The organism is Embleya sp. NPDC055664, from assembly GCF_053618075.1.
Genome location: NZ_JBSHGZ010000026.1, coordinates 93,543 through 114,730, shown reverse-complemented (window position 1 = coordinate 114,730; position 21,188 = coordinate 93,543). Strand labels below are relative to the sequence as shown.

The 21,188-nt window shown below is 72.0% G+C and carries 13 protein-coding genes; 4 read left to right on the top strand and 9 right to left on the bottom strand.

The genetic code is table 11. The features are described from left to right. Positions 1–335: 335 nt before the first annotated feature. From ACWGR4_RS32870 to ACWGR4_RS32860, 3 genes are all read left to right on the top strand, one after another. On the top strand, positions 336–1,169 hold the full coding sequence (locus tag ACWGR4_RS32870; RefSeq protein ID WP_452129342.1) for a DNA-formamidopyrimidine glycosylase family protein: 834 nt from the start codon (positions 336–338) through the stop codon (positions 1,167–1,169). Further along, positions 1,166–1,639: a hypothetical protein gene (locus ACWGR4_RS32865; protein ID WP_452129343.1), complete on the top strand. Its 474-nt coding sequence runs from the start codon at positions 1,166–1,168 to the stop codon at positions 1,637–1,639. The genes ACWGR4_RS32870 and ACWGR4_RS32865 overlap by 4 nt, the downstream gene beginning before the upstream one ends. A 93-nt stretch (positions 1,640–1,732) precedes the next feature. Next, positions 1,733–2,530 carry an SDR family NAD(P)-dependent oxidoreductase gene (locus tag ACWGR4_RS32860; protein ID WP_452129344.1) on the top strand — a complete coding sequence of 266 codons (798 nt, stop codon included), beginning with the start codon at positions 1,733–1,735 and terminating at the stop codon, positions 2,528–2,530. Between the two features lie 139 nt (positions 2,531–2,669). Here ACWGR4_RS32860 and ACWGR4_RS32855 read toward each other — a convergent pair whose 3' ends face one another. The 8 genes from ACWGR4_RS32855 to ACWGR4_RS32820 all read right to left on the bottom strand — a co-directional run bounded on the left by ACWGR4_RS32855 (position 2,670) and on the right by ACWGR4_RS32820 (position 17,143). Beyond that, positions 2,670–3,059 (bottom strand): helix-turn-helix domain-containing protein, encoded by a 390-nt coding sequence (locus ACWGR4_RS32855; protein ID WP_078977475.1) that lies wholly within the window; start codon positions 3,057–3,059, stop codon positions 2,670–2,672. A 244-nt stretch (positions 3,060–3,303) separates the two neighbouring features. Next, on the bottom strand, positions 3,304–4,581 hold the full coding sequence (locus ACWGR4_RS32850; RefSeq protein WP_452129345.1) for a CinA family nicotinamide mononucleotide deamidase-related protein: 1,278 nt from the start codon (positions 4,579–4,581) through the stop codon (positions 3,304–3,306). Between the two features lie 46 nt (positions 4,582–4,627). After that, a complete protein-coding gene (gene pgsA, locus ACWGR4_RS32845) occupies positions 4,628–5,302 on the bottom strand; it encodes a CDP-diacylglycerol--glycerol-3-phosphate 3-phosphatidyltransferase (RefSeq protein ID WP_126638402.1) in 675 nt (224 codons plus the stop codon). Then, positions 5,299–6,798, bottom strand: a complete 1,500-nt coding sequence (rimO, locus tag ACWGR4_RS32840) for a 30S ribosomal protein S12 methylthiotransferase RimO (RefSeq protein ID WP_380003122.1) — start codon at positions 6,796–6,798, stop codon at positions 5,299–5,301. The genes pgsA and rimO overlap by 4 nt, the downstream gene beginning before the upstream one ends. Before the next feature lie 81 nt (positions 6,799–6,879). Further along, a complete protein-coding gene (locus ACWGR4_RS32835; RefSeq protein WP_452129346.1) occupies positions 6,880–7,674 on the bottom strand; it encodes a helix-turn-helix domain-containing protein in 795 nt (264 codons plus the stop codon). Positions 7,675–7,731: 57 nt separating this feature from the next. Then, complete coding sequence (locus ACWGR4_RS32830) at positions 7,732–10,245, bottom strand: DNA translocase FtsK (protein WP_452129347.1); 2,514 nt, start codon at positions 10,243–10,245, stop codon at positions 7,732–7,734. Positions 10,246–10,355: 110 nt separating this feature from the next. Then, the gene (locus ACWGR4_RS32825; protein WP_380003118.1) at positions 10,356–11,048 is read right to left on the bottom strand and encodes a response regulator; all 693 of its coding nucleotides are present in this window, start codon (positions 11,046–11,048) and stop codon (positions 10,356–10,358) included. Between the two features lie 401 nt (positions 11,049–11,449). Then, a complete protein-coding gene (locus ACWGR4_RS32820) occupies positions 11,450–17,143 on the bottom strand; it encodes a HAMP domain-containing protein (RefSeq protein ID WP_452129348.1) in 5,694 nt (1,897 codons plus the stop codon). Between the two features lie 319 nt (positions 17,144–17,462). Here ACWGR4_RS32820 and ACWGR4_RS32815 point away from each other — a divergent pair, with 319 nt between their 5' ends. Then, positions 17,463–19,985: a SpoIIE family protein phosphatase gene (locus ACWGR4_RS32815; RefSeq protein WP_452129349.1), complete on the top strand. Its 2,523-nt coding sequence runs from the start codon at positions 17,463–17,465 to the stop codon at positions 19,983–19,985. Positions 19,986–20,652: 667 nt separating this feature from the next. On the opposite strand, the gene ACWGR4_RS32810 is transcribed toward ACWGR4_RS32815, so the two are convergent. Then, complete coding sequence (locus ACWGR4_RS32810; protein ID WP_452129350.1) at positions 20,653–21,174, bottom strand: GNAT family N-acetyltransferase; 522 nt, start codon at positions 21,172–21,174, stop codon at positions 20,653–20,655. Positions 21,175–21,188 lie beyond the last annotated feature (14 nt).

The following is a 21,188-nucleotide window of genomic DNA, read 5'->3' as shown; positions in this document are numbered from 1 at the left end:
CGCCCGGTCCGCGAAACACCCCGGTCATGTACATCCCGCAGGATCGTGGTCACGGACGGCGACCCGGGAGCGATCCCGGTGGACCGGCCGGCACCACCCCGCCCGTGGCGACCCTGCACGCGTCACGGTCGGGTGCACTCGGATCCGGCGTCGCGGACGTGTTCCTGGCCGCGCGTTCGCGACGTCGGTCCGTGTACCGCGAAGCAGCGCGCGCCGGCGCGCGTCCCGTGGCGTCACCGACCCCCGGGGGCGGCCGCACCGACGGGTCCGGGGGGACTCGGGGGCCGGCCCCGGGCCGGGCGCACGGCCGGCGGCACGGCCGGGACAATGGCGGTATGCCCGAAGGCGACACCGTGTACCAGGCGGCGCGGCGACTGCGCGCGGCCCTCGTGGAGCGCGAGCTGACCGTGACCGACTTCCGGGTGCCCGCGCTGGCGACGGTGGATCTGACCGGCCGCTCGGTGCTCGAAGTGGTCCCGCGCGGCAAACACCTGCTGACCCGCGTCGAGGGCGGCGTCACGCTGCACACCCACCTGCGGATGGACGGCACCTGGCACGTCCAGGAGACCGGCGCGCACCCGCTGCCCCGCCCCTGGCACGCGATCCGACTGGTGCTGGCCAATACCGCACACACCGTGATCGGGATGCGGATGCCGGTGGTGGAGCTGCTGCGCGCCGCCGACGAGTCGAGCGTGGTCGGGCATCTGGGCCCGGACCTGCTCGGCCCGGACTGGGACGCGCCCGAGGCGGCCCGGCGGCTGGCCGCCCGCCCGCGCCGGCCGATCGGCGAGGCGCTGCTCGATCAGCGCAATCTGGCCGGGATCGGCAACGTGTACCGGGCCGAGCTGTGCTTCCTGCGCGGCGTCGCGCCGTGGACCCCGGTCGCCGAGGCGGGTGACCCGCTCGCCTGGGCGGTACTGGCCCAGCGCCTGCTCGCGGCCAATCGGGACCGGGTCGGGCACATCACCACCGGCGATACCCGCCCGGGCCGGCGCCACTGGGTCTACGGGCGCGCCGGGCGCCCGTGCGCACGTTGCGGCAGCGGGATCCGGCGGGCCGATGTGGGCGATCCGCCGAGGGTGACCTTTTGGTGTCCGCGTTGCCAGCCGTCACCCGATGGAGGTACACCCGGTGACCGACGACCGGGTGGTTCGTCGTACCGGGCATGACCCCTCCCCGGATCCTGCCCGTCCTGGTGCTGCCCGTGCTGTTCCTGGCCTCGACCGGCTGCACCTCGGTGTCCGCGCCGACTCCCGCACCGCGCCCGCAGACCCCGCCCGCGGCCGCCGCGCCGCACCGGCCGACCGGCGCCCCCTCCCCCGTCGACCCGCTCGCCGGCGAGCCCGCGCCGGCGATCACCGCCCTGGCGGGCGGCACAGCCGAGCCGACCCCGACCGAACACCCGACGCCGCCGGCGGGCGATCCCACCGAGGACGCCGCGCCGCCCGCCGCCCGCCCGCGCCCCCGGACGGAGACCGGCCCGGCCCACCCGCCCCGGTCGGCGCACACCGGCGGCGGCCGAACCGGACGGCCGGCGCGTATGCCCACCGACCCGTGCGACGCCCTCGCGGCGGCCGGCGTGTTCCCCGCCGGCGGCGAGACGCACCGCTGGTGCCGCCGCCAGGAGGGCCTGCGGTGACGCCGATCTCCCCGGCCCACACCTTTATTGACTGTTCGTCAGATGGCTCGTACGGTCGGCGCGCCATACTCGACCAGCGCCGGGAGGTCACCCGTGTTCCGTGAAGCCCTCGATCTGACCGGCCGGGTCGCCGTCGTCACCGGCGCGGCGTCGGGCATCGGCCGCTCCAGCGCCGAGGTCCTGGCCGAACTGGGCGCGACCGTGGTCTGCGCGGACATCCACGAGGCCGGGGCGCAGGAGACCGCCGAGGCGATCGTGGCCGCCGGCGGCGCCGCGACCGCCGCCGCCGTGGACACCTCGCGGGCCGCGCAGGTCGACGCGCTGATCGACGACACGGTCGCCGCGCACGGCCGGCTCGACGTACTCGCCAACATCGCCGGGGTGATGCACCTGAGCACGGTGATCGAGACCGAGGAGGCCGACCTCGACCGGGTCCTGGCGATCAACTTCAAGGGCGTCTTCTTCGGCTGCCGCGCCGCCGCGCGGGTGATGTCGGGGCAAGGCTTCGGCAGCATCGTCAACATGGCCTCCGGCGCGGTGGACACCGCCACCTCCGGGCTGCTGTGCTACGGCGCGGCCAAGGCCGCGGTGGTGCAGTTGACCAAGACGCTGGCCACCGAGGTCGGCCCGCGGGGCGTGCGGGTCAACGCGGTCGCGCCGGGCTGGATCGTCACCGGGATGACGGGCCGGCACTGGACCGACGCGGACGGCAACGAGGACGAGGAGCGCAAGGCCGCGGTCGCCGCGCCGATGGCCCGGATGGCCCCGCTGCGCACCGTCGGCGAGCCCACCGACATCTCCTACGCGGTGGCCTACCTCGCCTCGGACGCCGCCAAGTTCGTGACCGGCCAGATCCTGCGCCCCAACGGCGGCGTCGCGATGCCCTGGTAGGCCGCCCGCCCGTCGGTCCCGCCCATGCCGAGGCCCCGTCTCCCGATAACAGGGACGGGGCCTCGGTGTCGTGTTCGGGTCGATCGGGCCCGGTGTCCGGTGCGCGACACCCGGCGGGTGCCCGGCGCGCGGACGCGGCTCAGGCCGCCACCACCACGCTCACCGCGTTGTCGCCGGCGATCGGGGCGGCGCCCGACGTCCGGTCGTTGTTCTGACGCTCGGTGGCGCGCTCGTTCGGCGTGAAGCCGGCACCCACCGGCTCCAGGACCGGGCGCATCGCCTCGGCCGAGGCCAGCTCGGCGAGGGCCAGCTCGTCGCTGACCTCCCGCATGAGCACGGACATGCGCACGTCCAGCGCGTCGCAGATCGCGGCGAGCAGTTCGGACGAGGCTTCCTTCTGGCCGCGCTCGACCTCGGACAGGTAGCCAAGGGATACCCGGGCTGAGGACGAAACCTCGCGCAGGGTGCGACCCTGACGCTGGCGCTGGCGCCGCAGCACGTCACCCAGCAGGCGACGGAGCAGGATCATCGGTCGCTCCCTCCTAGGGCGGCTCGGGGGGTCACAGCCCCACCGTACCTGCCCGACCGTGCGGGTGTGCCCGCCTTGCCGTCCTGTTCACTCAGGGCGTGGAACCTTGACGGCGGGGGTCCCCAGGGTCCATAGGCGTTCCGGTTCACTCCCACCTCGATTCGCAGCACGTCCTCGGCCGGCCTTTCGTATCTTCCCCGGACGCCCGGCCGCCATGGTCTCGTCGGCCGATCGGCGGGCCCGGTCACCCCGTACACGCCGGGTCCTGCTCGGCCGGCAGGCCGGCCACCACACACCGGAGCAGGTCGAGCGCACGGACCGTGGTCATCTCGCGGATCCTGCCCCGACTGCCCGAGAACAGCAGGGAGAGCACGATTGTTCCCTCGGGGCCGGCCACCGCGATGTATACGGTGCCCACGGGCTTTCCGTCCTGGGGGTCCGGACCGGCGACCCCCGTCGTGGCCACCCCGTACGTACCCGACATGACGTCGCGCACACCCTCGGCCATGCGCGCGGCCACGTCCGGGTGAACCGCGCCCTCCGCGGCGAGCAGATCGGCGTCCACGCCGAGCACCGAGCCCTTGAGGTCGGTGGCGTACGCGGTGACCGAGCCGCGCACGCTCGCGGACGCGCCGGGCACCGAGGTCAGCTCGGCGGCGATCAGGCCGCCGGTGAGCGATTCGGCCACCGCGACGGTGGCGTCGCGCCCGCGCAGCAGGTCGAGCACCACGCCGGCGAGGGTGTCGCCGGCCTCGCCGTAGACACACCCGCCGAGCAGTTCGCGCGCCCGCGCGGCGGCGGCGTCCACCTCGGCGGCGCCGCCGGGTGTGGCGGAGGTGAGCTTGACCCGGGTCTGTCCGGCGGTGGCCAGGTAGGCGACCTCGACCGCGCCGTCCCGGGCGAGTTCCTTCTCCAGCGGTTCGAGCATCGCGGCGATCACCCCCTCGCCGATCGAGGCGGTGAGCAGTTGGCGCTGCGCACGCGTCGGCGGCTCGCCCGCGCGGCGCAGCAGGTCGGGCAGGACCTGCTCCTCGGTCATCGCGATCATCTCGTGCGGCGGGCCGGGGATCGCGTAGACCGCCACGTCGCCGATCACCACCGCGATGCCGGGCGCGCTGCCGTTCGCGTTGGGCAGGCTGCGCCCGCCCTCGGGGACGTCGGCCTGCTGGAGGCCGAGCGCGGTGAGGGTGCGGTTCAGGCCCCGGTAGCGCCGGCGCAGCCAGTCCTCGATCGCCGGGTCGCGGCGCAACGGCACACCGGCGACGGCGGCGATCGCCTCGCGGGTGCGGTCGTCGGAGGTGGGGCCGAGGCCGCCGGAGACGATCACCGCGTCGGCGCGCCGGACGGCCTGGGTGAGGACGTCGATCATCGCGTCGAGGCCGTCGCCCACCGTGGACACCCCACTCACCCGCAGACCGGCGGCGGTGAGTCGGCGGCCGAGCGTGCCGGCATTCGTGTTCTCCACGTCGCCGACCAGCAACTCGTCCCCCACCGCGACGAGTTCGATCTTCAATTCGCGCATGGTCCCGCTTCCCCGCTTCCCCCGTGGTCGGGATTCGTCCCGACGGTCAGCCCTGTCCGGCGGGCACCGGGGTGCCGCGTCGCAGTCGTACGGCCTTGACGATGTAGTCCAGGCCGGTCACCACGGTAACGATGACCGCGGCCGCCATGATCCAGGCCCGGGTGCTGGCCAGCGGGCCGGTCATGACCAGTGTGTACATCCCGATCGCGCTGCCCTGGAGCATGGTCTTGGCCTTGCCGCCCCGGCTGGCCGGGATCACGCCGTGGCGGATCACCCAAAAGCGCAGCAGGGTGATGCCGATCTCCCGGGCGAGCACCACCAGGGTGACCCACCAGGGCAGGTCGCCGAGCGCGGACAGGCTGATCAACGCGGCGCCCATCAGCGCCTTGTCGGCAATCGGGTCGACGAGTTTGCCGAAGTCGGTGACCAGGTTGTGCATCCGGGCGAGCTTGCCGTCGAACAGGTCGCTGATGCTGGCCACGGTGAACGCGGCCCAGGCCCAGGCGCGCCAGGCGGGGTCGTGGCCGCCGTCCTGAAGCAGCAGGGTGACGAAGACCGGCACCAGGGCCACCCGCATCAGCGTGAGCGCGTTGGCGGCGTTCCAGGCGCTGACGGAGGTGGTGGGGTCGCCGAGGCGGTCGGGCTTCGGCGGGTGGTTGGCGGCGGCGGCCCGAACGGCCTCGGCCGGGCGCCGGCGCGGCGGTGCCGGTTCGGCCGTCACCGATCGCCCCCGCGCACGATCACGTCGATCGCCTCGCCGTACAGGTCGGCGCCCTCGCTGTCGGTGACCCGGACTCGGACGAAGTCGCCCACGCGCAGGCCCTCGCCGACCACCGTGGTCGAGCCGTCGGTCTCGGGGGCCTGGTGGGCCGCGTGGCCCTCGGCGCTGCCGTCCTCGCCGAGTTCCTCGATCAGCACGACGATCTCGGTGCCGATCCGGTCCTCGGCGCGTTGTGCGACCAGTTCCTCGGCGAGCCGGGAGATCCGCTGCACGCGGGCCTCGATCACGTCGGCGTCGAGCTTGTCGGGATAGTTCGCCGCCTCGGTGCCGTCCTCGTCGGAGTAGCCGAACACGCCGATCGCGTCGAGCCGGGCGGCGATCAGGAAACGCTCCAGGTCGTCCACGTCCTGCTCGGTCTCGCCGGGGAAGCCGACGATGAAGTTCGATCGGGCGCCGGCCTCGGGGGCCTTGGCCCGGATCTGCTCCATGAGGGTGACGAACGCCTCGACCGAGCCGAATCGACGCATCCGGCGCAGCACCGGCTCGGAGGCGTGCTGGAAGGACAGGTCGAAGTAGGGCGCGACGCCGGGCGTGCCGGTGATCACGTCGATCAGCGTCGGGCGCATCTCGGCGGGCTGGAGGTAGTTGACCCGGACCCGCTCGATGCCCTCGACGGCGACCAGTTCCGGCAGCAGCGTCTCCAGCAGACGCAGGTCGCCCAGGTCCTTGCCGTAGGACGTGGAGTTCTCGCTGACCAGGACGATCTCGCGGACGCCCTGCTCGGCCAGCCAGCGGGCCTCGGCGAGCACGTCGGAGGGGCGGCGGGACAGGAACGAGCCGCGGAAGGAGGGGATGGCGCAGAACGAGCAGCGGCGGTCGCAGCCGGAGGCGAGCTTGAGCGAGGCCACCGGCCCCGAACCGAGCCTGCGGCGCAGGGCGCGCGGCCCGGAGGCGGGCGCGACGCCCTCGGGCAGATCCTCGGGGATGCCGTGGCCGGGCACCGCGACGTCGGCGGCCTGGCGCTCGACGGGGGTGATCGGCAGCAGTGCGCGGCGGTCGCGGGGCGCGTGCGGGATGTGGCTCTCGCCGGCCAGGATCGAGCGCAGCCGGCCGGAGATGTCGCCGTAGTCGTCGAAGCCGAGCACGGCGTCGGCCTCGGGCAGCGCGCCCGCGAGCTGGTCGCCGTAGCGCTCGGCCAGGCAGCCGACCGCCACCACGGCCTGGGTGCGGCCGTCGCCCTTGAGGTCGGCGGCCTCCAGGACGGTGTCGATCGAGTCCTTCTTGGCGGACTCGACGAATCCGCAGGTGTTGACCATGACGACGGAGGCGTCCGCGGCGTCCTCGACGAGGGCCCACCCGTCGGCCTCGAGCCGGCCGGCGAGTTCCTCGGAGTCCACCTCGTTGCGGGCGCAGCCGAGGGTGACCAGGGCGACGGTGCGCAGGGCGGCGGGGCTCTCGGCCGGGGCGGCGGGGCGGGTGGTATCGCGGGCGGACATGCCGGAAAGCCTACGTCAGGCGCGGACGTGGACCGGACGCAGGGAAGCGTCGGATGGTTCCGGGGAGGTCACGATGCCCGGTCACCGGGGCGACGGGGTCGCCGACGCGCTCGTCCGCATCTGCGGGATGGGGTCGCCGGGGACGAACGTGCGGTTGACCACCTCGCCGTCCTCGCCCGCCGGGCCCAGGTCGCGGCCGTTGACGTTCAGTCGCGCGGCGCCCGAATTGCCGACCTGGACCTGCAGCTGTGCGGGGTCCTCGAAGGTCTTGGCCTCACCCTTGTCCAGGATTGTCTCCAGGATCTGCCTGTCCCTGGAGTCGAACGCGCGGATCCAACTGCGCCCGTCGACGGCGGTGATGGTGACCACGACGCCGGGCGGGAATGCCGGCGCCTTGCTCTCCGGCGCGGCCGAGGACGGCGGCGGGGGCGGCGGGGCCGGTGCCGCGGGGGCGGCGGTGGTCGGGGCGACCCGGGACGCGGTCTCCTTCTCGTCGTCGTCGGCCCGGCCGCCGGCGAGTTGTACGAAGGCGAAGATCAGCACGATGACCACGGCGACGCCCATGGCCAGGGTCCAGTTGGGGCGGCGGTATTCGATCGACTTGCGCGGCGAGTCGAAGATCTCGGTGGGCCGGGGGGTGCTCGTGCCGCCGACGGTGTGGTCGTACTCGGCGATCAGCGGCGCGGGTTCCAGGCCCGTGGCACGCGCCAGGGTGCGAATGTGGCCACGAGCGTAGAAGTCGCCCCCGCACGGCTCGAAGTCGTCGTGTTCGATTCCTTCGATGACGACCTGTCGGATCCGGGTGACCTCACTGAGCCGTTCCACGGTGAGACCGGCCCGTACGCGCGCCTCGGCGAGGCTCTGACCGATCGACACTTTTCGCCCCTTATGCGTCATTCATCACGACTGACACCAATCATCACTTAAGTCAGATCATTCTCCGCGCAACGTGGCCATAACCTGCTCGATTTCATCCGGTTTGATCAACACCTCGCGCGCCTTGGAGCCCTCGCTCGGTCCGACGATGTCCCGGCTCTCCATCAGATCCATCAGCCGGCCCGCCTTGGCGAAGCCGACGCGCAGCTTGCGCTGGAGCATCGAGGTCGAGCCGAACTGGGTGGACACCACCAGTTCGACCGCCTGGCAGAGCAGGTCGAGGTCGTCGCCGACGTCCTCGTCCACCTGCTTCTTGCGATCCGGTCCCGCGGTGACCTCGTCGCGGTACTCCGGCTGCAACTGCTCCTTGCAGTGCCGGGCGATCGCCTCGATCTCCTCCTCGGTGACGTAGGCGCCCTGCATCCGGATCGGCTTGCTCGCGCCCATCGGCAGGAACAGCGCGTCGCCCTTGCCGATCAGCTTCTCCGCGCCGGGCTGGTCCAGGATGACCCGGCTGTCCGCCAGCGAGGAGGTGGCGAACGCGAGCCGCGAGGGCACGTTGGCCTTGATCAGACCGGTGACCACGTCCACGCTGGGCCGCTGGGTGGCCAGCACGAGGTGGATGCCCGCGGCACGGGCGAGCTGGGTGATCCGCACGATCGAGTCCTCGACGTCGCGCGGCGCGACCATCATCAGGTCGGCCAACTCGTCGACGATCACCAGCAGGTACGGGTAGGGCTGGATGTCGCGCTCGCTGCCCGGCGGCACCTTCAGCTTGCCGGCGCGCACCGCGACGTTGAAGTCGTCGACGTGCCGGAAGCCGAAGTTGGCCAGGTCGTCGTAGCGCATGTCCATCTCGCGCACGACCCACTGCAACGCCTCGGCGGCCTTCTTCGGGTTGGTGATGATCGGCGTGATCAGGTGTGGAATGCCCTCGTAGGTGGTGAGTTCGACCCGTTTGGGGTCGACCAGCACCATCCGCACCTCCTCCGGCGTGGCGCGCATCATGATCGAGGTGATCAGGCCGTTGATGCAGCTCGACTTGCCCGCGCCGGTGGCGCCCGCCACAAGGAGGTGCGGCATCTTGGCCAGGTTGGCCACCACGTCGTTGCCCTCGACGTCCTTGCCCAGCGCGGCGATCATCGGGTGCGCGTCGCCGGCGGCGGTGTCGGAGGCCAGGATGTCGCCGAGGCTGACCATCTCGCGGTCGGTGTTGGGGATCTCGATGCCCACCGCGGACTTGCCGGGGATCGGGCTGATGATCCGTACATCCGGGCTGGCCACGGCGTAGGCGATGTTCTTGGCCAGCGCGGTGATCCGCTCCACCTTGACCGCCGGGCCCAGCTCGATCACGTAGCGGGTCACCGTCGGGCCCCGGGAGAAGCCGGTGACCTGCGCGTCGACGTTGAACTGCTCGAACACCTTGGACAGCGCCGCGACCACGTCGTCGTTGGCCTTGCTGCGGGCCTTGGCGGGCGGGCCCTTGCGCAGCAGTGCGGGGCCGGGCAGGTGGTAGGTGATGTCACCGGAGAGCCTGAGTTGCTCGCTGCGCGGCGGCGCGGGGGTGTGCGCCGGGGCGTCGGCGGCGCGGGCCCGCAGATCGGTCACCACCCGGGCGGCGGCGGCCTTGCGCGAGCGGGCGGGCGGGACGACCAGGCCGGCGTCGCCCGCGTCCAGCGCCGCGGCGGCGGCCGCGGCCACGTCGACCGCGTCCGGATGGCCGGTTTTGCCGGCCGGGCTCGGCCGGCGGCGCGGTCGGGGTTTGCGCACCGGCGCCGGCGCGGGCTCGTCGTCCTCGTCGAAGCCGGCGAACCCGCTCGGGCGGTCGTCGTCCTCGTCGTACGGCTCCGGCTCGGGGCCCTCGATGAAGCCGAGGAAGACTCCGAGGCGTTCCGGCGCCGCGTTGATCGGCGTCGCGGTGACCACGAGCAGCCCGAACACGATCAGCAGCACCAGCAGTGGCACCGCGACCCACCGGGTGACCAGGTGCACCGGCGGCGTCGCGAACGCCCAGCCGACCAGCCCGCCCGCGTCGCGCATCGCCGCCGCACCGTCACCGGGCTGCGGCGTCCCGCACCCGACGTGGATCAGCCCGAGCACCGCGCACACCAGCGCCGTACAGCCGATCACGATCCGCCCGGTGGCGTCCTTCTGGTCGGGATGGCGCATCACCCGCACGCCCAACGCGCCGACCAGGAACGGCACCAGCACGTCCAGTCGGCCGACCAGGCCCGCGACGACCGCGTTGACCCCCTCGCCGACCGCGCCGTCGATGGTGCCCCACGCGCCCGCGGCGATCACTATCGCCAGGCCGAGCAGGGCCAGCCCCAGCCCGTCCCGACGATGCGCGGGGTCGAGTCCGCGCGCGCCGGAGCCGATGCCCCGCGCGAGCGAACCGAACGCGTGCGCCAGCCCCAGCCACAGCCCCTTGAGCGCCTTCCCGAGCAACGCGGGCACCCCACCGAGCAGTTTCGGCGGGGGAGGTGGGGGTGGGGCCGCCTTCTTGGCGGGAGCCTTCTTCTTCGCGGCCGTGCGCGGTTGCGCTCCGCCGCCGGACGCACGTGTGGCCATGTCCCGAGGTTACCGGTGGACCCTCTCCACCTCATGCGTCCCGGCCCGGAGCGCGCGCCGTGTCGGACCGGGCCGTCGTCGACGGTCCGGTCCGCGCGGGCGCTCCGGGGTCAGCCGGCCGCCTCGCCCTTGTCCGGGGCCGGGACCAGCGGGGGTCCGCCGTGGCCGGCCGTGGCCGGCGCGAGGGCGTCGAGCGCGGCGCGCATCCGGGCCACCCGGCGGCGCAGTTGCACCGCGGAGGCGGCCAGGATCGGGTCGTCGGTCGACTCGACCTGCTTGGCCATGCCGTCGGCCTGCTCCTCGACCGCGGCCAACCGGGTGGACAACTCCGCGATCACGTCCGCCCCGGCCCGGTCGCCGCCGGCGGGCCCCTCCAGGCGCCCGCGCAGCAGCGTGGCCTGCTCGCGCAACTGGCAGTTCTTCTTGTACAGGTCCACGAAGACCGAGACCTTGGCGCGCAGCACCCACGGGTCGAAGGGCTTGGAGATGTAGTCGACCGCACCGGCCGCGTAACCGCGGAAGGTGTGGTGCGGGCCGTGGTTGATCGCGGTCAGGAAGATGATCGGGATATCGCGGGTCTTCTCCCGCCGCTTGATGTGCGCGGCCGTCTCGAACCCGTCCATTCCGGGCATCTGGACGTCGAGCAGAATCACCGCGAACTCGTCTGTGAGCAGCGCCTTGAGGGCTTCCTCGCCCGAGTGCGCCCGAACCAGGGTCTGGTCCAGCGCGGACAGGATCGCCTCCAGGGCGAGCAGATTCTCCTGACGGTCATCGACCAGGAGGATCTTGGCCTTCTCCGTCATGGCCCACCCTCTTCGATCCGACACGGTGGGTGACCCCGCGTATCGGTCGGCTCCACTCGTCCTTGTGCATGTTTTCGGTTTGCCTGGTTGACACTGCCGGCACTGCTGACGCTGCCCAGAATGACACGGCCTCGATCGACACGGTTCGGCCCGGCACACCGTCGGCCGAGATCGCCCCGACGCACTCCACGCCGGTCGAGCACACGTTCCGGGTGATGCTCGTCCCGGTCATGGTAGTGGCCAGGCGATCGGCTCGGCAGGTATTCCGGAACAGACGACCGCATGGTGTCACCACAGCCCGACCTACGGTTGCGACAACACCCCATCGACCCCTCCACCCCTTCAACGCCGGTTCGACCATACGGGTTCCATCATGTGGTGCTTGCCACCCGAGAAGCGAACTAGTGGTCGAGCCAAGTGCGGATGAGTCCCAACAAGTGCCGCGTGTCGACCGGCTTGGCCACGTAGTCGGAGGCGCCGGAGTCGATGCTCTTCTCCTGATCCCCCTTCATCGCCTTGGCGGTCAACGCGATGATCGGCAACCCCGCGTACTGCGGCATCCGGCGAATCGCCGACGTGGTGGCGTATCCGTCCATCTCCGGCATCATCACGTCCATCAGCACGATCGCGATGTCGTCGTGTCCCTGGAGCACTTCGATGCCCTCGCGGCCGTTCTCCGCGTACAGCACGCTGAGTCCGTACTGCTCCAGCACGCTGGTCAACGCGAACACGTTGCGCACGTCGTCGTCGACGATCAACACCCGCTCGCCGTCGAAGGTGCCCTCGAACGGCTCGACCACCGGCTTGACGGGGCCGGTGTGGTCGGCCCGCACCGGCCCGGTGGCGCCCAGCACCGCCCGGGCCAGCGCGTCGGGGGTGGAGACCCGCTGGAGCAGCACGATCCGGCGCCGGTAGCCGCGCAGCCGGCCCGACTCGGAGCGGGTCGGGCGGGCCGGAACGTGCACCACGACCGGCAGGCTCTGCAATTCGTTCCGCGAGGCGACCGCGTCGAGCACCTGCCACGCGCCCTCGTCGGGCAGCCGCAGGTCCACCACCAGGCACGCGGGCGGCGCCTCGGCGAGCAGGCGCACCGCCTCGCCCTCGTCGGCGGCGGTGCTCAGGTCGATCTGCCCGTCGAGCCCGGCCAGCGCGGTGCTCAGCGGCGCGCCGTCGGACTGCGGCGTCTCCACCACCAGGACCCGGCGCGGCGCCGCCTCGCCCGTGTCGTCGGGCTCGTCCTCCCCCTCCCCGGGCAACTCCGGTGCGTCGCTGAGCAGCGGGGTGGACGGCGCCGCGGCGGGCAGCGCCGCCCGGTACGGGGTCGGCGGCAACTCGATGTCGCGGTCGTGGCCGATCTCGTCGCCCGGGACCAGGACGCTGTCCAGCGGGAGGTAGAGGGTGAACGTGCTGCCGCGTCCCGGCATGCTCTCCGCGTGGATCTCGCCGCCGAGCAGCCAGGCGATCTCCCGGCTGATCGACAGGCCCAGGCCCGTGCCGCCGTAGCGGCGGCTGGTGGTGCCGTCGGCCTGCTGGAACGCCTCGAAGATCACCTTGAGCTTGTCCACCGCGATGCCGATGCCGGTGTCGATCACCGAGAAGGCCACCGCGTGCTCCGCGTTGTCCAACTCGGTGTTGGTCAGCGGGATGTCGTCGGTGAGCGTGATCAACACCTCGACCGAGCCGGAGTCGGTGAACTTGACCGCGTTGGAGAGCAGGTTGCGCAACACCTGTTGCAGCCGCTGCTCGTCGGTGAACAGGATCCCGGGCACCGCGGGCGAGACGTGCACCGTGAACTCGAGGTTCTTCTCCGAGGTCAGCGGGCGGATGGTGGCCTCGACGTAGTCCATCAGCTGGGCCAGCGCGATCCGCGCGGGACGCACATCCATCTTCCCGGCCTGCACCTTGGACAGGTCCAGGATGTCGTTGATCAGCTGGAGCAGGTCGGATCCGGCGCCGTGGATGGTCTCGGCGAACTCGACCTGCTTGCGGGTCAGGTTGCCCTCGACGTTGTCGGCGAGCAACTTGGCCAGGATCAGCAGGCTGTTCAGCGGGGTGCGGAGCTCGTGCGACATGTTGGCCAGGAACTCGGACTTGTACTTGGAGGACAGCGCGAGCTGCTCGGCCCGCTCCTCCAGCGCCTGCCGGGCCTGTTCGATCTCCCGGTTCTTGATCTCGATGTCCCGGTTCTGCCGGGCGAGCAGCGCCGCCTTGTCCTCCAACTCGGCGTTGGAGTGCCGCAGCTCGCCCTGCTGGCGCTGCAACTCCTCGGACCGTTCCTGGAGTTCCTCGGTCAGTCGCTGCGACTCGGCGAGCAGCATCTCGGTGCGCGAGTTGGCCATGATCGTGTTGACCGTGACCCCGATCTGCTCGTTCAGCTGCTCCAGGAAGTTGCGGTGCACCTTGGTGAACGGGCGGAAGGAGGCGAGTTCGAGCACGCCGAGCAGCTGGTCCTCGAACAGCACCGGCAGCACGATCACGTTCGCCGGGGCGGCCTCACCCAGACCGGAGGCGATCTTGATGTAGCCGGGCGGCGCGTCCAGGATCAGGATCGAGCGCTTCTCCAGCGCGGCCTGGCCGACCAGCGACTGGCCGAGCCGGAAGCGGGTGGGCACGCCGCCGCCGTCCTGGTAGCCGTAGGAGGCGATCAGCCGCAGCTCGACCACGTCCTCCTGGGTCAACTCGGCCAGGAAGAAGGCGCCGTGCTGGGCGTCCACGACCGGGGTCAGCTCGCTCATGATCAGCGCGGCGACCGCCATCAGGTCGCGACGGCCCTGCATGAGACCGGAGATCCGGGCCAGGTTGGTCTTGAGCCAGTCCTGCTCCCGGTTGGCCCGGGTGGTCTCGCGCAGGTTGTAGATCATCTGGTTGATGTTGTCCTTGAGCTCGTCGAGCTCTCCGGACGCGTCCACCGCGATCTGCAACGACAGGTCGCCCCGGGTCACGGCGGTGGCGACCTCGGCGATGGCCCGCACCTGGCGGGTCAGGTTGCCGGCCAACTCGTTGACGTTCTCGGTGAGTTGCTTCCAGGTACCGGAGACGCCCTCGACCTCGGCCTGGCCGCCCAGCATGCCCTCCGTGCCCACCTCGCGCGCCACGCGCGTGACTTCGCCGGCGAACGCCGAGAGCTGGTCGACCATGGTGTTGATGGTGGTCTTGAGCTCCAGCATCTCGCCGCGCGCGTCCACGTCGATCTTCTGCGACAGGTCGCCGCCGGCGATCGCGGTGGTCACCTTGGCGATGTTGCGGACCTGGCCGGTGAGGTTGTCCGCCATCGAGTTGACGTTGTCGGTCAGGTCCTTCCAGGTGCCCGAGACGCCGGGCACGTGTGCCTGGCCGCCCAGGATGCCCTCGGTGCCCACCTCGCGGGCCACCCGGGTGACCTCGTCGGCGAACGCGCGCAGCGTGTCGACCATCGTGTTGATCGTGCCCGCCAGGCCCGCCATCTCGCCCTTGGCCTCGACGGTGCTCTTCTGGGACAGGTCGCCGTCGGCGACGGCGGTGGCCACCTGGGCGATGTTGCGCACCTGGGACGTCAGGTTGTTGGCCATGACGTTGACGTTGTCGGTCAGGTCCTTCCAGATGCCGGAGACCCCGCGCACCCGCGCCTGCCCGCCGAGTCGGCCCTCGGTACCCACCTCGCGGGCCACCCGGGTCACCTCGTCGGCGAACGCGGAGAGCTGGTCGACCATCGTGTTGACGGTCTCCTTCAGCTCCAGGATCTCGCCCCGGGCGTCGACGGTGATCTTCTTGGACAGATCGCCCGTGGCCACCGCCGTGGTCACGTCGGCGATGCTGCGCACCTGGCCGGTCAGGTTGCCGGCCATCACGTTGACCGACTCGGTGAGGTCCTTCCAGGTGCCGGAGACACCCTTGACGTCGGCCTGTCCGCCGAGGCGGCCCTCGGTACCCACCTCGCGGGCCACCCGGGTGACCTCGTCGGCGAAGCCGGAGAGCTGGTCGACCATGGTGTTCACGGTGTTCTTGAGTTCGAGGATCTCGCCTCGGGCGTCCACCGTGATCTTCTGCGACAGGTCGCCGCGGGCCACGGCGGTGGTCACCTGGCCCAGGCTACGCACCTGTTCGGTGAGGTTTCCGGCCATCGAGTTGACCGAGTAGGTCAGGTCGCGCCACACCCCGGCCACCCCGAGCACCTGGGCCTGACCGCCCAGTCGGCCCTCGGTGCCCACCTCGCGGGCCACGCGGGTGACCTCGTCGGCGAACGCGGAGAGCTGGTCGACCATCGTGTTGACGGTGTTCTTGACCTCCAGGATCTCGCCCCGGGCGTCCACGTCGATCTTTTTGGACAGGTCGCCGCGCGCGACCGCCGTGGTCACCTCGGCGATGTTGCGGACCTGGGCGGTGAGGTTGCCCGCCATGAAGTTCACCGAGTCGGTGAGGTCGAGCCACACACCCGCAACGCCCGGCACCACCCGGGCCTGGCCGCCGAGCCGGCCCTCGCCGCCGACCTCGCGGGCGACCCGGGTGACCTCGGAGGCGAACGCGGACAGCTGGTCCACCATGGTGTTCACGGTGTTCTTGAGCTCCAGCATCTCGCCGGAGACGTCGACCGTGATCTTCTGCGACAGGTCGCCCCGGGCCACGGCCGTGGAGACCTGGGCGATGTTGCGGACCTGGCCGGTCAGGTTGCCGGCCATCACGTTGACCGAGTCGGTCAGGTCCTTCCACGTGCCGGCCACGCCGGAGACCTGCGCCTGGCCGCCCAGGATGCCCTCGCTGCCCACCTCGCGGGCGACTCGGGTGACCTCGGAGGCAAAGGCCGACAGCTGGCCGACCATGGTGTTGACGGTGTTCTTGAGCTCCAGCATCTCGCCGGAGACGTCCACGGTGATCTTCTGCGACAGGTCGCCCTGGGCGACCGCCGTGGTCACCCCGGCGATGTCGCGGACCTGCGCGGTGAGGTTGAAGAAGGCGGTGTTGACCGAGTCGGTCAGGTCCTTCCAGATGCCCGCGCCGCCGGGGACCTGGGCCTGGCCGCCGAGCCGGCCCTCGAAGCCGACCTCGCGCGCCACGCGGGTCACCTCGGAGGCGAACGTGCGCAGCGTGCCGGTCATCGCGTTGATCGTCTCGGCGAGCTGGGCCATCTCGCCGCGCGCGGACACGGTGATGGTCTGCGACAGGTCGCCGTACGCGACCGCCTTGGTCACCTGGGCGATGTCGCGGACCTGGGCGGTCAGGTTGCCCGCCATGATGTTGACCGAGTCGGTGAGGTCCTTCCAGGTCCCCGAGACGCCCTCGACCCGGGCCTGGCCGCCCAGGCGGCCCTCGGTGCCCACCTCGCGGGCCACCCGGGTCACCTCCTGGGCGAAGCCGGAGAGCTGGTCGACCATCGTGTTGACGGTCTCCTTCAGCTCCAGCATCTCGCCGGCCACCTCGACGGTGACCGTGCGGGACAGATCCCCCTTGGCCACGGCGGTGGTCACCAGGGCGATGTCGCGCACCTGGAGGGTCAATCGGCTGGCCATCGTGTTGACCGAGTCGGTGAGGTCCTTCCAGCTGCCGGAGACGCCGCGCACCCGGGCCTGCCCGCCGAGCTTGCCCTCGGTACCGACCTCGCGGGCCACCCGGGTGACCTCGTCGGCGAACGCGCTGAGCTGGTCCACCAGTCCGTTGGCGGTGCGGCCCATCCGCAGGAACTCGCCACGCAGCGGCTGTTCGGCGATCCGCAGGTCCATGCGCTGGGACAGATCGCCCTCGGCGACCGCGGCCAGCACCCGGCCGACCTCGACGGTGGGGCGCACCAGGTCCTCGACGAGCGCGTTGGCCGCGTCGATGCTCGTCGCCCAGGCACCCTCGCCCGGGCCCGGGTCCAGCCGCTCGGTCAGCTTGCCCTCTCGACCGACCACCCGACGCACCCGGGCCAACTCGCCGGACAGGTGCTGGTTGCGCTCGACCATGTCGTTGAACACGACGGCGATCTCGGACATGATCCCGTCGCCGGAGACCGTCAGGCGCTTGCGGAAGTTGCCGTCACGGACGCCGGTCAGGGCGGCCAGCAGACGCCGCAGATCCTGCTCGTCGTGCCGGCCCTGCCGGACGGCCGCAGTCCGCGCCTGCGCTGGGGAAGCCTTCGCCATCTCGCATTTCCTCCGCCGGACCCGATTCGCCGCGACCGTCCGTGCCTCCGGCCGCTTGCCGTCCACAGTCTTTCACTCACAGGGTTGAGAGCAGAGGCGGTCCGGGAGGATGGTGCTTGTCATCGGGAAAGTGCGGGCCCGAATGGCACGCTCGGACGGAACATCTGTCGGAATCGTGATCGATGCGTCACTGTTTGGAAGGGGTCCGCCCGATCGTCCGAAACCGATAGGGTGCGAATCTGCCGGACTGTGGAGCCGGATTCGTCACCGCAGCCGCCGTTCGTCGCAGATGCGGGAGTGTATGGATCAGGGAACGAGCATGCTCATCACTGCCCGGATGAGCGCTGCCTTCGCACCCGAGGGCAGGTCCGTGGCGGCCGCACGCTCGTTCGTCCGCAAGACGCTCACCGACTGGGACGCCGGCGACGTGGTCGACGATGCCGTATTGCTGACCAGCGAGTTGGTCACCAATGCGATCGTGCACGCGGGCACCTCGGCCGAGGTCTCGTGCGTGCGCTACGACGGCGGCGTCCAGATCGAGGTCACCGACCACTACCCCAGCCGCGAGTTGCCGGAGCCGGCGACCGGCTTCGACGACGGCGACGAGAGCGGCCGCGGGCTGTTCCTGTCCGCGTCGCTGGCGTCGGCGTGGGGGGTCGAATACGCCAAGAACGTCAAACGGGTGTGGTTCCGGCTCGAACTGCCCGACCCGGTCTCGGCGACCAGTTCGGCCGGGCCGCTGCTGCCCGCCAACGCGCTGCCCGACGCCGCGGTGCCGGTCTGCGTGGCGGTGGTGCACGCCGACGCCTCGCGCAAGGTGACCCACTGGAGCCCCGAGGCGGCCCGGTTGTTCGGTCTGAGTGACACCGAGGCGATCGGCATGGCGCTGGGCGACTTGGTCGCCTGGCCGCAGACGCCGGGCACCGAGCTGACGCTGGACGAGATGCTGGAGCTGTCCCGTTGGCAGGGCGGGTACGACGTGCGCGCCGCCGACGGGGTGGCCACGCGCGTCTTCGCCTCGCACGTGCGGCTGCGCGACGCCGACGGCGACCCCGCGCTGGTCGCGCTCCTGGTGCCCGCGCAGGCCCGCGCGCTGCTGGAGAACCGGGACGCCTCACGTGGTCGCGCCGGGGCGGCGATCCCGGTGGACAGCGAATGGGACGGGATCGACGGGCTGAACCGACTGGGCTTGGAGGACCTGCTCCAGCGCGCGGTCGAACGTGCCCGCGACCTGCTCGACGCCGACGCCGCGTTCGTGCTGCTGGCCACCGACGACGAGAGCGAGATGGAGGTGCGCGCGACCACCGGCCTGGCGGGCGCGGTGCATCGGCTGTCGCGGGTGCCGGTGGAGACCTCGGTGGGCCGTTACGGCTCGGCCCGGATGCCCGCCGTGCACGAGGACTTGGAGGCCGGGCCCGACGCGGTGCCGATCCTGCAGGGGACCCGGATGCGCTCGGCGGTGACCGTTCCGCTCAAGGTCGAGGGCCGGCTCACCGGCACGCTCGGCGTCGCCTCGGAGTCGGCGGCCCGCTTCGACAACGACGACGCGGCCCGGCTCCAGCGCGCCGCCGACCGGGTCTCGCTGACCGTGGAGAGCGCGCGCCTGTCCGAGTTGGAGCGGGTCCGGCGCGGCTCGCTGTCCTTCCTCGCCGAGGCGTCCGACCTGCTGGCCGGCACCCTAGACCCGGAGATGACGCTGGCCATGATCGCCCAGATCGTGGTGCCGCGACTGGGCACGTGGTGTGCGGTACACACCGGCGAGTCGCACGCGCCGGTGCTGAGCGTGGTGTGGCACGCCGACGAGATGCGGATCGACGACCTGCGCGCACTGCTGGACCGCGCCGAGGCGCCGCGCGCGCAGCCCACGCCCGGCGCCCGGCGCTGGCTGGGCCTGCGGTCGCTGGACCCGGAGGTGGTCCGCGAGCACACCGACCTGGTCACCGGCGAGGCGGTCACGCTGCCGCTGGTCGCCCGGGGGCGCGGCATCGGCATGCTGACCTTCGGCATCCTGGCCGGCGACCGGTTCCGCCGGGACACCCTGGAACTCGCCGAGGACCTGTCCCGCCGCGCCGCGTTGGCGATGGACAACGCCCGGCTGTACTCGGAGCGCAACGCGACCAGCCAGGCCCTCCAGCGCAGCCTGCTGCCGCCGGAACTGCCCAAGGTGCCGGGGGTGGACGTCGAGGTCGTCTACCAGGCCTCCGGCGAGGGCAACGAGGTCGGCGGCGACTTCTACGACCTGTTCACCATCGGCGAGGACAAGTGGGGCTTCGCCATCGGCGACGTGTGCGGCACCGGCCCCGAGGCCGCCGCGGTCACCGGACTGGCCCGCACGGCGCTGCGGTTGCTGACCCGCGAGGGCCTGTCGGTGCCCGCCGTCCTGCAACGGCTGAACACCGCAATCCTGGACGAGGGCCCGCGCAGCCGGTTCCTGACCCTCCTGCACGGTCACATGACCCACCGCGACGGCGGCGGCGTACGCCTGAGCCTGGTCTCCGCGGGCCACCCGCTCCCGCTGCGCCTGCGCCCCGACGGCACGGTCGACGCGGTGGCCACCCCGCAGCCGCTGCTCGGCGTCCTGGACGAGGTCGACCTGGTCCTGGAGACGGTGGACCTGGACCCGGGCGACGTCCTGGTCTGCGTCACCGACGGCGTCACCGAACGCCGCGAGGGCACCCGCATGCTCGGCGACGACGGCCTGGCCGAGGTCCTGTCCGGCTGCACGGGCCTGACCGCCGGCGCGGTAGCGGCCCGAATCCACCGCGCGGTCGAACAATTCGCCGAAGAACAGGCCCGAGACGACATGGCCATCCTGGTCCTGAGAGTCTCCGGCGACGACTAACCCCGGCCCACACCACAAAGCCCCTAACGTAGACCCCCCACCAGCCGAACCAACCCGCAGCCGGCGCAAGCCCCAGCGGCAGCCACCCACCCCATGCCGCCCGCCGGCCCAAACCGGCACGAGGCCCGTCCCTCCCTCAACCAGCCCCATACAAAAGCCACCACGGAAGCACAAACCCCCACCAAACCGAGGCCGCAGTCCGAACACAGGCCGGACCACCCGGGCGCGGGCGGAGAACGCAGCGCGGCTAGTCATGGGCCAACTCCGGCGCGGATGGGCCGATCGACCCACCCGCGCGCCGGCGGAGAGCGCAGCGGGGCAGGTCGCGGAACAGCTCCAGACCGGGTGGTCCGATCCGGCCGGCCGGACCGACCCGGGCGCCGGCGGCGCAGCGCAGCAGGGCCGGTCGCGGAAATACTCCAGGGCGGGGCAGAGCCGATCAGACCCACCCTCGCGCCGGCGGGGGCGGCAGCGCCAGTCGTGGACGACTTCAGGACAAGTGGGTGGGGCCGGCCGGGGACCGGCTCGGGCACGGGTGGAGGGTGCAGTGGGGCCGGTCTGGGGCGGCTCTGGGGTCGGTGGGTCGAGTCCGGCCGGGCTCGGCCGGGTGCCGGTGGAGAGCGTGGCCGGGCGGGGCGTGAGGCGGCTCCGGGTGGGGTGGTCGGGTTCACTTGGGTGTTGGCGTCGTGCGGGTCGTGGACCAGCGTTGTTCGCCTTGCTGCCAGGTTTCGGTGGGGGTCAGGGACGCCGCTTCGGCTACTGCGGCGGAGGCTGTGTTGGCCGGGTGGATGTGGGCGCGGATCTCTTCGATGCCTCCGGCCCGGAGCCAGGCCACCCACGCGACCGCCGCCTCCTTGGCGATGCCCCGGCCCTGCCAGGCGGTTCCCACCACCCAGGCCACCTCGGCGACCGGACCGGGCCCCACCGTGGCCTGGACCGTGCCCACCAGAGACCCCCGCGACCGCAGCCGGATCACCCGGTTCAACCAGACCACGCCGGGATCCGGCGATCCCTTCGCCCAGCGCGTGTAGCGCGCCCGCAGCGCGTCCACGTCCTCCGGCTCACCACCGATGAAGGTGTGCAGCGCCGGATCGCCCAGCACCCGCGCCATCTCCTCGGCGTGACCGACCTCGACCGGGATCAACTCCAGCCGATCGGTGACCACCGGCCCTGCCTCGTTCACGTTCATCGCCGCAGCATGCC